This is a genomic window from Edaphobacter flagellatus (assembly GCF_025264665.1).
Classification (GTDB): domain Bacteria; phylum Acidobacteriota; class Terriglobia; order Terriglobales; family Acidobacteriaceae; genus Edaphobacter; species Edaphobacter flagellatus.
The window spans coordinates 2,640,605-2,655,874 of sequence record NZ_CP073697.1 but is presented as its reverse complement, the minus strand read 5'-3'; the positions used below and the strand labels follow the sequence as shown (position 1 = coordinate 2,655,874).

Sequence of the window (15,270 nt, the reverse complement as noted above, 5' to 3'; positions counted from 1 at the left end):
GAATCGAAACTTCTAGTCAAACTTCCTTTCTCATGGCGACGACAACTTTAGATCTCCCCGGAACAGACCTGCCGGAACCGAAACAGGAAACGGCCACGCATCACGTTGCGTGGAAGCCGAAGATCAATCCGTGGATCGTCGCAATGACCGTCACGCTTGCGACCTTCATGGAGGTGCTCGATTCGTCGATCGCCAATGTGGCTCTGCCGCACATCGCTGGTGGACTCGGCGCAAGCCAGGACGAAGCCACCTGGGTCCTGACCGCATACCTCGTCGCCAACGCCGTGATCCTTCCGGCCGGCGCGTACATGACGACATTTATCGGACGCAAGAAGTTCTACATGATCTGCGTCCTGCTGTTCGGCATCAGCTCGGCGCTGTGCGGACTCGCTCCGTCGCTTCCGCTGCTGGTCTTCTTCCGCATCCTGCAGGGCATCGGCGGAGGCGGACTCGCTCCGTCAGAACAGGCGATCCTTGCCGACACCTTCCCGCCGGAAAAACGCGGACAGGCCTTTGCGATGTATGGACTCGCCGTCGTCGTCGCTCCCGCGATCGGTCCCACGCTGGGCGGATGGATCACCGACAACTACGACTGGCGCTGGATCTTCTTCCTGAACGTGCCGATCTGCCTCCTGTCACTCTTTCTGACATCGCGCATCGTCGAAGATCCACCGTGGGTCGCCGATCAGGTGAAGGAATCGCAGAAGGGCGGCATCAAGCTCGACTTTCTCGGCTTCGGTCTGCTGGGTCTCACCTTCGGCTCGCTCGAGTTCATCCTCGACAAGGGCCAGGAGGACGACTGGTTCTCCTCTCCGCTGATCACGTTCTTCTTCTTTGCCATGATCATCGCGTTCGTCATCATGATCTGGTGGGAGCTGCGGCAGCTTCGTGTCGGGCATCGTCCGATCGTGAATCTCACGTTGTTCAAACGGCGCAACTTCGCCATTGGCTTCATCCTGATGTTCGTGCTCGGCTTCTCGCTCTATGGCACGACGGTGCTGATCCCGCAGTTTGTACAGACATTGCTGGGTTACACCGCCCAGCTCGCGGGTATGGTGCTCTCCCCTGCCGGACTGATGATGATGGCGATGATGCCGGTCGTCGGCTTCCTTTCGAGCAAGGTCGATCCGCGCAAGCTGATGGGTTACGGCTTCACCATGCTGACGCTGGCGTTGTTGCTGATGAGCACGATGGACCTGCAGATCAGCTACGGACGCCTGGTCTTCCTGCGCATCTTCCAGGCCTCGGGACTGGCCTTCCTCTTCATTCCGATCAACATGATCGCGTACATCGGCGTGAAGCAGTCGGAGAGCAACGACGTCTCCGGCCTGACGAACCTCGCACGCAACATCGGCGGATCGTGCGGCACAGCGTTTGTCGCCACGATGCTGACGCGACGAACGGCTGCGCATGAGACCAACATGATCCGTAACCTCACACCGGGCAATCCTGCCTTTGTGAATCAGGTGAAGCAGCTCAAGGAAGCCTTCGGCGGACACGGCGGCGGCAACCCGATGCTGGGCGACGCGGCGCACACTGCACAGGCGTGGATCTACAACCAGATGCATCGCCAGGCCGGGATGCTGGCCTATCTCGACATCATCCAATACATGTGCATCTTCTGCGCGTGCATGCTTCCGCTGTTGTTCTTCATTCCGAAGCCACCGAAGAACGCCAGCCCATCTGCAGGCCACTAAATTCAGGTCAACAAAAAGAGGGACCGGCTAAGCCGCTCCCTCTTTTGCATTCGTATTACTTCACCGGTGCATCGAGAACCGGCTTATCGAGGCCACGCAGCGTGCCACCCATCTTGCCCTGCGCGTCGAAGACCACCGTCTCGTTATGTCCTTTGTTCAGGAACGGCCCCGGCGTATAGAGCGTACGCTGCGGCCCAACGTTCCAGATGCGTCCAAGCGCACGGCCGTTGAGCCATAGCTGACCTTTATTGAAGGCACCCGTATCAAGGAAAGTGTCGGCAGTCGCAGCAACATCGAAGCCTCCACGATAAAAGCAGGGCCCTTCGCACGCCTTCTTCGCAAAGCGCAGCTTGTCGACGTGCGCCATCGTCAGCGGATAAATCTCCCAGCCAAGCAACGGCGCGCCGTTGAGCGTGGCCTGCTTGGTGATGCCTGCGCGCTCGCCACCAATAGTCTTGCCGAAGTTCACACGGCCCGTATTCTCAACCAGAATGTCGAGCTGCGCGCCTGCCTTCGCTTCGAGCTTGAGGCTATTCTGATTCAACCGGCGATCGATCGTGCCAGCCAGCTTCTTGTTCACATACACCTGCGCATAACTGTGCAGTTGATCGAGCACAAGCTCGCCCGCTGCATCAGCCTTCAGATGTGTGCGATAAAGAATCCAGCCGTAAGCCTGGCCAATATCTTCCATGCTCTGCACCTGCTCCGAGCTGATGGCGAGCGGCAGGTTATCCCACAGCGATGCCGTCTCTGCGAGAGGGAAAGCCGGCACGCTGATGGCAGACGCCACTTCAGTCACAGCAGGCGGCGTCACGCCGGTGACCTTCGCAATCGCATCGCGCATGGCAAAGTACTTCGGCGTGGGCCGACCGCTCTCATCCAGCGCCGAGTCATAGTCGTAGCTCGTCACATCCGGTTCGTAGTTCTTACCGTTGGAGTTCGCGCCGTTCATCCAGCCGAAGCTCGTGCCGCCATGAAACATATAGATGCTGACCGAGTAGCCCTGCTCCAGCATCCACTGCAGGTTCGCAACCTGCGCGTCAGTGTTCGTATGCGCATGCTTCGCTCCCCAGTGATCGAACCAGCCGGCCCAATACTCACTGTTGAAGAAAGGGCCATTGGGACGCAGCTTCTTGAGTGTGGCGAATGCTGCTTCCGCATCACCCGGCTTGCCCGCGCCAAAGTTGATGCCGACCGGTAGATCGGGCAGCGAGCCATCCGGAACCTGCTCCGGGCCGTCAGCCGTGTAGAGCTGCGACTTGGTAAAGCCCGCATCCACCAGCAGCTTGTGAATCTGCTGCATGTACTCGTGATCCTTGCCGAAGGAGCCGTACTCGTTCTCAACCTGCGTCAGAATGATCGGGCCGCCGTTGCCGATCTGCAGCGGAGCCAGCTCCTGGCCGAGCCGCTTGATCCAGCGTGCAGCAGGCTGCATGAATTTCGTATCGGTCGTGCGCACAACAATGCCGCGATCCTTCAACAGCCACGCCGGATAGCCGCCCCACTCCCACTCGGCACAGACATAAGGGCCAGGGCGCAGAATCACGTAGAGCCCCTCCTGCTGAGCTTCGCGGATAAACTCTGCAACATCGTTATTACCGCTGAAGTCGTAGACACCCGGCTGCGGCTCGTGTACGTTCCAGAAGACATACGTCGTCACCGCATTCAGCCCCATCGCCTTCGCCATGCGAAACCGATCGCGCCAGTAAGCGCGCGGAATGCGCTGATAGTGCATTTCGCCCGAGATCACGCGGAAGGGCTTGCCGTCGAGCGTGAACTGTCCATTCGCAACCGCAAACGTGTGCGCCGCCCGTTGTGCATGCGCACGCATAGCAAGAGAAACAAGCAGGCAGAGTGCAAGCAGGCGCGCTCCGCGATACAGATGAATGAAGCGACGATAATCCATTGCATCCTTATACAACAGTGCGCGCGCCCCTGAGGACGCGCGCACCGGAACAACAGGGTATCGAGGTTAGAACTTCACAAGGATAGCTGCGGTCACACGATTTTCGCTGTTGCGAAGATCGGGAGTCCAGCCCGGGACAAGCGAACCCGGCGCTCCGGTATTTCCCCCAGGAGGGGTTACTCCTCCAGCTCCGCTGAAGTAAGGAACATTCGCGGCGCGATGGTTGTATTCCATCCTGTAGGTGATGTACTGGCTCGGCATCCAATCTCCCGTCACTGACATGTCCCATGCCTTGAACGGGTCGCCCGGGTTCTGCGTGAAGTACGGCGTACCCGAGGCAGCCGTCGCTCCATTGATGGGCGGCAGCAGCACAAGGTAGCGGCCCGGATTGTTGATGCGTCCTCCGCCCACCGTAACGGCATAACGGTCGCGGTCGAACCAGACACGGTTATAGACCATGAAGCCGAGGAAGCTCTGCTTCGGGCCGTTCTTGCCGTTGCCGAAGCAGCTTACTCCGCCGCCGCTCTCGCAGCCGATATCTCCCGTCAGCGTCATCGCCGCCTTGCTGACGGTGCTTAGAGGACGATCATAGTACTTGTACTCAACACTGTCGTCCGAGTGAAAGCGCGTGCGGCCCGTTACGCCCAGCGTGTCGCGTCCCACCGCATACTGGTTGCCCAGGATCGACCACTTGCCGTTGGGACGATAGAGAATCTGTCCGCCGATACCGGGCCGTTTATTGAACCGGCCATACGACTGCCAACCGTTGGTGACCCATGGCTCGATCTTCAGCTTCGCTGTCGGGAACCACTGTACGCGCAGTCCGTTGAAGAACCACGGCGTGTTCGACGAGACATACGACGGCTGATAGGCCCAGTTATCGAACTGGTAGTACGAGAACAGACCCACGTATGACATGAAGATGCCGGCATCGACATTGATGCCATGCTGCACGTTGAAGTGGTACCCGCCGTAAGCCTCCGACACATAGCGATACGCATCGGCAAGGTTCCACTGGCCACGCGCCGTGCTGGCATCGTTGCGCGGCGTCGTCTGCGAGTACATGCCGAACTGGGTCATCAGGCGCGCACGCACGTTGTCGTAGTGGAAGTCTCCACCAACGCCGAACTGCGTCAGCTGAAATTCGTTCGCACGAAAGATCTCGCTCGATCCGCCGATGGTGTTGTCCTGTGGATGATTGAAGTCGTACGTGTAGTTCACATCGGAACGAATCTCCGGCGTAAAGAACTTCGTAGCGTATGGCGTGTCTTTGGTGCGCGCGTTGCCGTTCAGCCAGGTAAAGTCTGCAAACGAAAATGGCTCGGAATGCGGGTCCTTTGGATCCGTACTCGCTGATGCCACCTGTTCTGTCTGTGCCGGCGGCAGTGAAGCTGGCGCCTTGACTGCATCGGCGGCATGAGATGGCTGCAGCGACGCCTCCGCATGCGAGGCCGACGACGAGACTCCCGTCGCATTCTTCAGCGCCGCATTCGATTGTTTCAGTTCTACGATCTGTTGTTGAATCATCTCCAGCTGCTGCTGAAGTGCCTCGATCTTCTTATCCTGCGCAGCACGAATCTCGTCGATATTTGACGGTGCCGCCGAATCCGAGGTCTGCCCCCACAAAGCCGTCGAAAAGAGCACAACGGCAAGAACGACAAATTTCCATGGGGAGGAGCCCCGCATGGATAGCTTCTCGTGATATTTCATGATCTTCTTCTCGCTTCCTGGCGATCATTGCGCGTAACGTCAGGGCTATGCGCAGATGCAGCTACATCTTAGGCGTGCCGAGCGAAAAGAATCCGTCAGGAAGTTATAAAGAAGCCATTAAATCGGCTTTCGCTAAAAACAAATCGCGGAGCGATCGATCCATCGCTCCGCGATTTGCAGCATCTCTGAATGCATTTACACCGGAAGCGGATTCCTCTCCGTGAACTGCACCTGGTGCCAGTAGGGATACGCCCGCGGAAGCGCGCTTACCGCATCGAGCTTCGCTATATGCTCAGCCGACAACTTCCAGCCGACGGCGCCGAGGTTCGCCTTCAGCTGCTCTTCATTGCGCGCGCCGATGACCAGCGTAGAAACCGTGGGACGCTGCAGCAGCCAGTTCAGCGCGATCTGCGGAATTGTCTTGCCGGTCTCCTTCGCCACCTCGTCCAGCACATCGACGACCCTGTAGACATACTCATCGTCAGGGCGCGGGCCGTTGTCCAACACAACCTTCGTCTGCAGGCGGCTGTCCTTCGGCAACGGTTGGCCTCGACGAATCTTTCCGGTCAAACGTCCCCAGCCGAGCGGCGACCACACCAGCGCACCCACACCCTGATCGAGCGCGAGGGGCATCAGCTCCCACTCATAATCGCGGCCGATGAGCGAGTAGTAGACCTGGTGGCCAACATAACGTGCCCATCCATAACGCTCGCTGACCGAGAGCGACTTCATCAGGTGCCAGCCCGAAAAATTCGAGCAGGCAATGTAGAGCACCTTGCCTTCGCGCACCAGCTTGTCGAGTGTGTTCAGCGTCTCCTCCACCGGAGTCGTCGCATCGAAGGCATGCATGTGGTACACGTCGATGTGGTCCGTGCCCAGCCTCTTCAGGCTGCCCTCAACCTGCTTGAGGATGTGATAGCGACTGGAACCAACATTGTTCGCGCCCTCGCCGAAGCGAAACGTCGTCTTCGTCGAGATCAGCACATCCTCGCGCTTGTATGCCTTGAGCGCTTTACCCAGCACCTCTTCGCTCGCTCCGTTGGAGTAGACATCGGCCGTATCGAAGAAGTTCAGCCCCGCATCCATACAGATGCCGACGATGCGGTCGGCTTCGGCCTGCGTTGTCTCCGCCCACGCCTTGAAGAACTCGTTGTTTCCACCAAACGTACCTGCACCGAAGCAAAGCTCCGGCACCTTCAGTCCTGATCGTCCAAGCTGCCTATATTCCATGCTAGTAAGATGCTCCCTCTGCATATTCGTTTCAATATGGCGGATGCCCTATGGTGAAGAAGCTGTAAAAGACGTGCCTATGGTTTAGGTGCCGGAATCGTAACATCGCGCACGATCTTCCAGCCCTGCGGCGTCCTCTCAAAAACCAGCATGTACGAGCCGTCTGCATTGCCGCCGCCGTCTGCAGTTCGCTCAAGATGAAACCTTCCCGTCGCTGTGGCAAAGTGAGCATCGAGAGGCTGCACTTCGATATCGCTGAAGGTTAATATGCCCATCTTCTCTCGCGAGGAATACACCGTGCGATAGCGTTCGAGCATCTGCGCATAGCCGCGGCTGACCTTCGATCCGATGAACAGAATATCGGGCGAGTTCTTGTAGGCCGTGGCGAACGTATCGAGATCGCCGCGATTCCAGTCGGCAGCCTGCTTAGCGAACGAAGCGCGAATCGCAGCGTCGGTCGAGGGAGCAGATTGCGCCATGAGAGCTGTCGACAGACTGAGCGATAGCAGCAGAACAAGAACGGCACAACGACGAGTCATAGGGCCTCCTTTGCGCACGAAAGAACAATCTGAAGCATATTCCATTCACGATGGTGTCAGGCTATTCCTCTTTCGAATCCACAGGTTTATCGACCTGCGACTGATACACCTCTTCAACCCGCTCGACTGTATCGATCTCGCTTAGCGGCTTGTCATGGCGGATGCGCACGATGCGCGGAAAGCGCAGCGCGAAGCCGCTTGCATGACGGTCGCTGCGCATGATGTTGTTGAACGCCACCTCAAGCACCATCAGCGGCTCAACGGTACGGAAGTGGCCGTGATCTTCCAGCGTATGCTCCATCATCCACCCGCTCAGCTCAGCAATCTCCGCATCCGTCAGCCCGGAGTAAGCCTTGCCTACATTCAGCAACTCGCCATCCGCACCGCGCACAGCAAACGTGTAATCGCTCAGGATACCTGCGCGCTTGCCATGACCAAACTCCGCACCCGTGACGACCACATCCAGCGTTGCCAGCTCGCGCTTCAGCTTCAGCCACGCCAGCCCACGACGCCCCGGCTGATAGAACGACCCCGCCGCCTTCAGCATCACGCCTTCATTGGCACGTGCACGTGCCTCCGCATACGCTCGATCGATATCCTCAGCGCTTTCCACCAGGCGCGACGGCGAAAGCCGCAGCCGCTCCACCGCCTCACCATCCGGTTCGGCAAACATCAGGCCCTGCGGCAGCTTCTTGCGTTCGTCAACTGCAAGTGGCGAACGCACCACCTCGACCAATCGCTCGACGACAGCCTCAAGACGATTGCGCCGCTCGCGCAGTGGCATACCCAGCAGAAGCTCGCCATCCGCGTACATCAGATCGAACGCCATAAAGATGACCGGCACCTGTTCGCGCCATGCATTCGAGACACGCTTGCGTCCAATGCGCTGGCCAAGCACAGCAAACGGCAACGCACGGCTCTCCTTCAGGTCCCAGCCAAGAATCTCGCCATCGAAGATCAACGGACCTGCCGACGTCTCCTGTACACGCGCGAAAGCCTCTTCCAGATCGGGATAGCTCTCCGTTACATCCTCGCGGTTGCGCGAATAGATCGCCACACGCCCCGGCTGTGCAGGATCGCCGCAATGCACCTGCGCGCGCATGCCGTCATACTTGTCTTCTAGGAAAGCAGCAATCGCTGCCGACTCACCAGGCTGCTGACTTTCTCCCTTGCTCTCTGAGAACCGGTTCACTGCATCCTCCGGCGAATCCACCGGCGAAGCGAGCATAAAGCCCAGCGGATGGAACAGCCGCATGCGCGCCTCCTGCAGCGTACCGGCAAAGGCACGCGCCGTAGCCGCGGCAAGATCGGCCTCCAGCATGACCGCATGGCGAACGTCAGCAACAGGCGCATGCGCAGCCTCGGCAATCGCCTCCTCCACCAGGCTCTGCTTCACGCCGATGCGCATGTCGCCGGCCATCAGCTTCAGCAGATACTTCGCATCCAGCGGAGACGCACGCTCCAGCAACCCCTCCACCAGCGCCGCGCGAACCGCAGTCGTCTTTGCCGAAGCCATCGCCGCAAACGCATCGGCAATATCGGCAAGCATCAACGCAGGTTCAAACCGACGCGCTGCATGTGCGTGCGACTGCGACAGCAGATCGAAGGCCGCCGCACCAAGATCGCCATGCTTTCTATACGCGGCCGTCAGATCGACCTGCGCCGCTCCACTGACCGCAAGCAGCGCCTTCGTCAGCAAAGCGCCGCCGGCATTCAGCTTGCGCGGATCGGCCTCAGCAAACGGTGTGCCCGCAAGATACAACGCAAACAGACCGGCGTCCTCTGGCGCAGCTTCATGGACACGGCGTATCGCCTCTGCAATCGCGGCACGCTTCTTCAGCTTGCCCGGCTCACTCGCCAGCCGCTCCGCCAGTTCCGCGAGTTCTCGAAAGAGTGCCATCCCTTAGCCTCTCGCAAATTCATCTCCGCTTCATCGGCAGCCGAAGATGTGCGCCACAATAGGATGCAGGAAAGCGCGCGTACAATCTAGAATCTGCAATCAGGCACTCGTGGGCCGCGAGCCAATCTCTCCAATAAAGGAGCTTTGCGTGGGACATCTCTATTCAAGCATTCTCGAAACGGTAGGCCACACGCCCGTCGTTCGCATCAACCACCTCGCGCCCGAGGGCGTCAATCTCTACGTAAAGGTTGAAGCCTTCAATCCGCTCGGCTCCGTCAAAGACCGCCTCGCGCTCGGCGTCATCGAAGACGCGGAACGCACCGGCAAGCTGAAGCCCGGCCAGACCGTCGTCGAAGCCACCAGCGGCAACACCGGCATCGGCCTCGCCATGGTCTGCGCACAGAAGGGCTATCCGCTCGTCCTCTGCATGGCCGAGACTTTCTCCGTCGAGCGCAGAAAACTGATGCGCTTCCTCGGCGCCAAAGTGATCCTTACTCCCGCCGCAAGCCGCGGCATCGGCATGGCCGCCAAAGCCGCCGAGCTCGCAGAAAAACACGGCTGGTTCCTGACACGTCAGTTCACCAACGAGGCCAACGCCGACTTCCACTCCAAAACCACCGCCGTCGAGATCCTCGAAGACTTCAAGGGCCAGCGGCTCGACTACTGGGTCACCGGCTTCGGCACCGGAGGCACGCTGAAGGGCGTCGCCCGCGTGCTCGCTAAAGAAAGCCCCGACACAAAGATCGTCGTCTGCGAGCCGGCCGACGCGCCCATGGTCTCAAGCGGCGTTCCGCAGCCGCGCAACCCCGACGGCGATCCGTCAGGCAGTCATCTCTCCTGGAAGCCGCATCCGCAGCAGGGCTGGAGCCCCGATTTCATCGCCAAGCTGGCCGAAGACGGCGTCACCGCCAACAAGATCGACCAGGTACTGACGATCGAAAACGCCGAAGCCATGAAGTGGAGCCGCACGCTCGCGCGCAAAGAAGGCATCTTCGTCGGCATCACTTCGGGCGCCACCTTCGCCGGAGCCATGCGCATCGCCGAAAAAGCCCCCAAAGGCTCCTCCATCCTCGCCATGCTGCCCGACACCGGCGAACGCTATCTCTCAACGCCACTCTTCGGCGAGATCACACCCGAAATGAACGAAGAAGAAATCGCCATCTCCCACTCGACACCGAGTGCCTGGCTTCCTCCCGCACAAGCGTAGACATAGAACCTGCAGTACCCAGGCGGAGTGCAAGAAACTGCATTCCGCCTTTTATTGCCCTCCATCTATCAATCGCTTACAAGCTTCTCCCGTGGCCCCTTAAATGCAGATTCCATGATCTGTATCCCGCATCCCCTGGGCCCTCATAAAAACATCAGGAGAGCTTTCATGAATTTGCGAATGATTCCCCGACTGTGCCTCGCCGGAGCTCTAAGTCTTGGCCTCTCAGCACTTGCGCACGCCGACACCTACTCGCTGGCGAACAGCAATGGAGGTGACGGCTATATCGTCGGCTCCGCGCCAACATTCCAGCTCTACGGCGCCGACAACGGTGCTCCGACCAACTACACCACCTACACCACAACGGCTTCTGCTGCCGAGTCCGTCACCTTCAACTGGGCGTACACCACCTATGACTGCTGCGGCTCCGAATGGGACCCCGCAGGCTACGTCCTCAACGGCGTCTACACCCAGCTGAGCACGAACTCCGATATCCAGGGACAGCTCGACACCTCCGGGACAAAGACCCTCAACCTGCTTGCCGGTGACAAGTTCGGCTTCTACGTCTACTCACCCGATAGCATCCTCGGCCGCGGAGAACTCGCCGTCAACATGACCTCGGCAGCCCCAACCCCCGAACCCGGCACCCTGCTGCTGATCGGTACCGGGCTGCTCGGAGCTGCTGGCGCCGTCCGCCGGCGACTGATGGCCTAAGGTCTTAGGCCCGATCATCCCGATCCGTCCATGCGCCCGCCCGCGAGCAACTCTCGTGGAGCGGGCGTTTTATTGTTCTCCGGCAAGAACCACGAGCACAAATCCCCCTCCCGCATCCACCCCAACCGGAGTAACATCTATAAAGAGATGCGATTCGCAGCTGAAATCCCGGTGAGCCTTCCCGGCGTGGCCTCCCGCCACGACTTCGCCTAGCTCCACCCCAGCGAGCACGCTCGTTGGGGACGCCGAAGCTACGCCAACCCCCGCACCTCGATCCCCTTTATCTTCAAGCTCTCAGCAGCCTCAGGAGTTCCCCCATGTTCGACCGTTTAGACCAGATGGAAGCGCGCTATGAAGAGCTCGGCCAGCAGCTTGCCGACCCCGCGCTCGTCTCCGACCAGAAAAAGTTCTCCGCCACCGCCAAGGCCCATCGCGACCTGGAGCCCATCGTCGAAAAGTTCCGCGAGTACCGCCAGGTGAAGCAGGGCGTCGCCGACGCCAAAGCCATGCTCAACGAGCAGGACGCCGACATCAAAGCCATGGCCGAAGAAGAGCTCCTCGCCCTCGAACCCCGCCAGGCCGAGATCGAAGAGCAGCTCAAGATCATGCTTCTGCCCAAGGACCCCAACGACGACAAGAACATCGTCATCGAAGTCCGCGCCGGCACCGGTGGCGACGAAGCCTCGCTCTTCGCTGCCGAGGTCTTCCGCATGTACGTCCGCTTCGCCGAGCAGCACCGCTGGAAGGTCGAAGTCCTCTCGGAATCGCCCTCTGACGTCGGCGGACTGAAGGAAGTCACCGCCATCTTCGAAGGCGACAAAGTCTACTCCCAGATGAAGTACGAGTCCGGCGTGCACCGCGTGCAGCGCGTCCCCGCCACCGAAACCCAGGGCCGCGTCCACACCTCCGCCATCACCGTCGCCGTCCTTCCTGAAGCCGAGGAAGTCGACGTCAAGGTCGAGCAAAAGGACCTGCGCATCGACACCTTCTGCTCCTCCGGCCCCGGCGGACAGTCCGTCAACACCACCTACTCCGCCGTGCGCATCACCCACATCCCGACCAACACCGTCGTCAGCTGCCAGGACGAGAAGTCGCAGATCAAGAACCGCGAAAAGGCCATGCGCGTCCTCCGCGCCCGCCTCTACGAAGTCGAGATGGAAAAGCAGCACGCCGCCCAGGCCGCACAGCGCAAGTCGCAGGTCGGCTCCGGCGACCGCAGCGAAAAGATCCGCACCTACAACTTCCCCCAGAACCGCCTGACCGATCACCGCATCGGCCTCACAAACCATCAGTTAGCTATGGTGATGGAAGGCATGCTGCAGCCCACCGTCGACGCGCTGATCGCAGCCGATATCGCCGAAAAGATGAAGGCCGAAACCGCCGCCTGATCTCTTTTGCCTTCGTATTCCAGAGACAAAACCGGGCCTCGGCGCCCGGTTTTGTCTTTAGCACACCCAGGCGCACGCAACTTTAAAGCCATAGCAACCGTCTCTGCCACTTTAGTGGTACTAAACTTAACTCTTTCTTAACGAGATAATGGAGGTCGAACCTCCCCCCAGCACGAACGGGAAACTTTTCGAGGCCTAATCAGCCTCTTGTTTCTGCCTTGGATCGAAATGCCGAGCTTATTGGCACCGCAGCGTGCCCGACCCAATCATCTGCCTGCTCTTGACGGTGTCCGCCTACTCGCTGTTGGCCTTGTGATTCTGCATCACATCACCAGCGGCTCGCAAAACTCGTTCTTTCTCCATCTCATTGGGGTACAGCGAGGTAACGGACTGGGACCGCCTCTCTTTTTCGTGCTCTCCGGCGCGCTGCTCACCACCGTCATCAACGACCTGCGGGATACCGAAAACCGCTACCGGACGTTCATGCTGCGGCGTGTCCTGCGCATCTTCCCGCTCTACTTCGGCTATCTGCTGGTGGCTTTCGTCATCACCTTTGCCGTCACCGGGACGCCTCCGCGAAACCTCTGGGCCTACGCCCTGTTCTCGCAGAACATCTTCCTGCAGGCGGCGGAACAAACCGGAAGCAAGCTGGAGATGTATCACCTGTGGACCATCGCCGTGCAGGACCAGTTCTATCTGCTCTGGCCTCTGCTGTTGTGGAGATGCAAGACCATCCGGCAGATGCGTATGCTCTGCTGTGCCGGCATCGCTGGCTCCATCCTCTCGCGCGTTCTGATGGTCGTTCTAGGTCTTCCTACGGACCTGCTCATCCGCTCGCTGCCCGCCGTCTCCGCCTGTATGTGCCTCGGCGGCCTGCTTGCACTGGAGCGCAGCGATCGCACCTGGCTCAGCCCGTTTCTTCTCAAGGCGTTCGTGCCGCTCTCCATCCTCTGCGGCATCTGGATGTGGCGCGGGCTGGACTTCACCTCGCCTCTCGGTTCGCTTGCCGGATACCAGCTCGTCGGGCTCACCTGCGCCGCCTTTATCACGGCGGCCATGCACCCCGTCACCCTCGTCGCGCGCGTCCTCAGCTCCGGAGTCATCGCCTCAGGCGGAAGAAAGCTGGCCTTTGGACTCTACATGTGGCATCCCTGCCTGCTCGACTTCTGTGAGCATCATCTGCCCTTCGAATCCAAGATCGTGCGGATGGCAATCTTCCTCACCGTCGCCATTCTCCTGGCCGACCTCTCCTACCGCTTCTACGAGAAGCCCTTCCTCCGTATGAAGACCGGCAAGCCCCGGCAGATGCCGCCCGGCAACCCCCAGACGGCCTGATGCTGCGTGCGCTCTCGCCTCAAAGCGTGCACGCAGACTAATGCATCACCTTCAGAAAATAGCGCGTCAGTAAAACCGTGTTGTAGAGAACAAACAGCATCCAGCCCGTGATGTAAATTCCTGCGCACCACAGCAGAAACCGTCTCCGGCTCTCTCGGCGGATCAGTGTCCCCGCAACCATCAGCGCGACCGCCAGTGCAATCGCAAAGCCCAGCGCCCCACCTTCCAGCAACGCACGTACCGGATACGCTCCGCCCATACCGACATCGTCTCATGCCGTCTGCATTGACAAGCCGCCGCACAGCACGTCTCATGGATTCGTTCCATAAAACTCCATAGAGGTTCACCGCTACTATGCGCCGGTATCTTGCCCTTACTGCCAGCCTTCTCTTCGCCTCGCTTCCACTCGCCGCACAGCAACCAGGGGCGCACTCGCGCGCAGGGGTAGAGCAACTGGCCGCTACGCCTCCCATGGGATGGAACAGCTGGAACTGGTTCGCGGGCAAGGTCACCGACGCCGACATTCGCAAAGCGGCAGACCTCATCGTCTCCAGCGGCATGCGCGACGCCGGCTATGTCTACGTCAACATCGACGACACCTGGGAAGGCAAGCGCGACGCCAACGGCAACATCACCACCAACGAGAAGTTTCCCGACATGAAGGCCCTCGCCGACTATGTCCACTCCAAGGGCCTCAAGATCGGCATCTACTCCTCGCCCGGCCCGCTCACCTGCGCGAAATACGAAGGCTCCTACGGCCACGAGGACCAGGACGCAAAAACCTACGCCGACTGGGGCATCGACTACCTGAAATACGATCTCTGCAGCTTCGGCAACAACATGCGGCAGGAGCACCCCAACGATCCCGCTGCACAGGCCAAAATGGCACGCGAGGCGTACGAAAAAATGCACCAGGCCATCCTCAAGACCGGTCGGCCCATGGTCTACAGCCTCTGCCAGTACGGCACCGACGAGTCATGGCAGTGGGCTCCGCAGGTTGGCGGCAATCTCTGGCGCACCACCGGCGACATCCACGAGAGCTACGACCGCATGATGATCATCGCGCTCGCGCAGGCCGGTCTCGCACAGTATGCAGGCCCCGGCCACTGGAACGACCCCGACATGCTCGAAGTCGGCAACGGCAAGCTGACGCACGACGAAAACATTACGCACATGACCATGTGGGCCATCCTCGCCGCTCCGCTGATCGCCGGCAATAACCTCACCCAGATGAGCGACGACGTGCGCTCTATCCTCACCAACCGCGACGTCATCGCCATCGATCAGGACAAGCTCGGCAAACAGGGCGACCGCGTCTATGCCGGCAACCAGATCGAAATCTGGTCACGTCCGCTTGCCGACGGCTCCGTCGCGCTCGCGTTCTTCAACGTCTCCGTCGACCGCAACACCATGCGCGGCATGACACTCCACCTCAAGGACGTCGGCTTTCCCAAAGGCGCGCATGCTCACGACGTGTGGGCCAACAAAGACCTCGGCTTCATCAAGGACACCGACGTCTTCACCATCCCCAAGCACGGCGCCGTCCTCCTCAAGCTGACGAAGTAGCCTTCCTCGTACGTACGTTCTGCAACAATCAATATGCCCCGCATCGCAAAACTCGGATGCGGGGCATACTCGATTAAA

Annotated in this window: 12 protein-coding genes; 6 read left to right on the top strand and 6 right to left on the bottom strand. The window is 59.8% G+C overall.

Features of this window, described 5'->3' with window-relative positions; translation table 11 throughout:
• The first annotated feature begins 32 nt into the window (after window positions 1-32).
• The gene (locus tag KFE13_RS11075; protein ID WP_313900637.1) at window positions 33-1,697 is read left to right on the top strand and encodes a DHA2 family efflux MFS transporter permease subunit; all 1,665 of its coding nucleotides are present in this window, start codon (window positions 33-35) and stop codon (window positions 1,695-1,697) included.
• Window positions 1,698-1,752: 55 nt separating this feature from the next.
• Here the strand turns inward: KFE13_RS11075 and KFE13_RS11070 are convergent, their stop codons facing one another.
• The 5 genes from KFE13_RS11070 to KFE13_RS11050 all read right to left on the bottom strand — a co-directional run bounded on the left by KFE13_RS11070 (window position 1,753) and on the right by KFE13_RS11050 (window position 8,982).
• Window positions 1,753-3,603 (bottom strand): glycoside hydrolase family 35 protein, encoded by a 1,851-nt coding sequence (locus KFE13_RS11070; protein WP_260703185.1) that lies wholly within the window; start codon window positions 3,601-3,603, stop codon window positions 1,753-1,755.
• 66 nt (window positions 3,604-3,669) lie between these two features.
• On the bottom strand, window positions 3,670-5,313 hold the full coding sequence (locus KFE13_RS11065; protein WP_260703184.1) for a porin: 1,644 nt from the start codon (window positions 5,311-5,313) through the stop codon (window positions 3,670-3,672).
• Between the two features lie 195 nt (window positions 5,314-5,508).
• Window positions 5,509-6,543, bottom strand: a complete 1,035-nt coding sequence (locus tag KFE13_RS11060) for an aldo/keto reductase (RefSeq protein WP_260703183.1) — start codon at window positions 6,541-6,543, stop codon at window positions 5,509-5,511.
• 77 nt (window positions 6,544-6,620) lie between these two features.
• Window positions 6,621-7,082, bottom strand: a complete 462-nt coding sequence (locus KFE13_RS11055) for a YybH family protein (protein WP_260703182.1) — start codon at window positions 7,080-7,082, stop codon at window positions 6,621-6,623.
• 61 nt (window positions 7,083-7,143) lie between these two features.
• Window positions 7,144-8,982, bottom strand: a complete 1,839-nt coding sequence (locus KFE13_RS11050) for an ATP-dependent DNA ligase (protein WP_260703181.1) — start codon at window positions 8,980-8,982, stop codon at window positions 7,144-7,146.
• 148 nt (window positions 8,983-9,130) lie between these two features.
• Between KFE13_RS11050 and cysK the strand changes: the two genes are divergently transcribed.
• From cysK to KFE13_RS11030, 4 genes are all read left to right on the top strand, one after another.
• Complete coding sequence (gene cysK / locus KFE13_RS11045; RefSeq protein WP_260703180.1) at window positions 9,131-10,189, top strand: cysteine synthase A; 1,059 nt, start codon at window positions 9,131-9,133, stop codon at window positions 10,187-10,189.
• A gap of 168 nt (window positions 10,190-10,357) precedes the next feature.
• Window positions 10,358-10,903 carry a PEP-CTERM sorting domain-containing protein gene (locus tag KFE13_RS11040; protein ID WP_260703179.1) on the top strand — a complete coding sequence of 182 codons (546 nt, stop codon included), beginning with the start codon at window positions 10,358-10,360 and terminating at the stop codon, window positions 10,901-10,903.
• Between the two features lie 317 nt (window positions 10,904-11,220).
• A complete protein-coding gene (gene prfA, locus KFE13_RS11035) occupies window positions 11,221-12,291 on the top strand; it encodes a peptide chain release factor 1 (protein WP_260703178.1) in 1,071 nt (356 codons plus the stop codon).
• A gap of 228 nt (window positions 12,292-12,519) precedes the next feature.
• Complete coding sequence (locus KFE13_RS11030) at window positions 12,520-13,626, top strand: acyltransferase family protein (protein WP_260703177.1); 1,107 nt, start codon at window positions 12,520-12,522, stop codon at window positions 13,624-13,626.
• Between the two features lie 37 nt (window positions 13,627-13,663).
• On the opposite strand, the gene KFE13_RS11025 is transcribed toward KFE13_RS11030, so the two are convergent.
• Window positions 13,664-13,885 (bottom strand): hypothetical protein, encoded by a 222-nt coding sequence (locus tag KFE13_RS11025; protein WP_260703176.1) that lies wholly within the window; start codon window positions 13,883-13,885, stop codon window positions 13,664-13,666.
• A gap of 95 nt (window positions 13,886-13,980) precedes the next feature.
• On the opposite strand from KFE13_RS11025, the gene KFE13_RS11020 reads away from it, so the two are divergent.
• Entirely contained in the window at window positions 13,981-15,192 is a 1,212-nt protein-coding gene (locus KFE13_RS11020; RefSeq protein ID WP_260703175.1) for a glycoside hydrolase family 27 protein, read from the top strand.
• Window positions 15,193-15,270 lie beyond the last annotated feature (78 nt).

What these genes read in the sequence shown, in the direction of transcription:
- KFE13_RS11075 (WP_313900637.1), top strand. Translation starts at nt 33, where the DNA reads ATGGCGACGACAACTTTAGATCTCCCCGGAACAGACCTGCCGGAACCG.
- KFE13_RS11070 (WP_260703185.1), bottom strand. Translation starts at nt 3,603, where the DNA reads ATGGATTATCGTCGCTTCATTCATCTGTATCGCGGAGCGCGCCTGCTT.
- KFE13_RS11065 (WP_260703184.1), bottom strand. Translation starts at nt 5,313, where the DNA reads ATGAAATATCACGAGAAGCTATCCATGCGGGGCTCCTCCCCATGGAAA.
- KFE13_RS11060 (WP_260703183.1), bottom strand. Translation starts at nt 6,543, where the DNA reads ATGGAATATAGGCAGCTTGGACGATCAGGACTGAAGGTGCCGGAGCTT.
- KFE13_RS11055 (WP_260703182.1), bottom strand. Translation starts at nt 7,082, where the DNA reads ATGACTCGTCGTTGTGCCGTTCTTGTTCTGCTGCTATCGCTCAGTCTG.
- KFE13_RS11050 (WP_260703181.1), bottom strand. Translation starts at nt 8,982, where the DNA reads ATGGCACTCTTTCGAGAACTCGCGGAACTGGCGGAGCGGCTGGCGAGT.
- KFE13_RS11040 (WP_260703179.1), top strand. Translation starts at nt 10,358, where the DNA reads ATGAATTTGCGAATGATTCCCCGACTGTGCCTCGCCGGAGCTCTAAGT.
- prfA (WP_260703178.1), top strand. Translation starts at nt 11,221, where the DNA reads ATGTTCGACCGTTTAGACCAGATGGAAGCGCGCTATGAAGAGCTCGGC.
- KFE13_RS11030 (WP_260703177.1), top strand. Translation starts at nt 12,520, where the DNA reads ATGCCGAGCTTATTGGCACCGCAGCGTGCCCGACCCAATCATCTGCCT.
- KFE13_RS11025 (WP_260703176.1), bottom strand. Translation starts at nt 13,885, where the DNA reads ATGGGCGGAGCGTATCCGGTACGTGCGTTGCTGGAAGGTGGGGCGCTG.
- KFE13_RS11020 (WP_260703175.1), top strand. Translation starts at nt 13,981, where the DNA reads ATGCGCCGGTATCTTGCCCTTACTGCCAGCCTTCTCTTCGCCTCGCTT.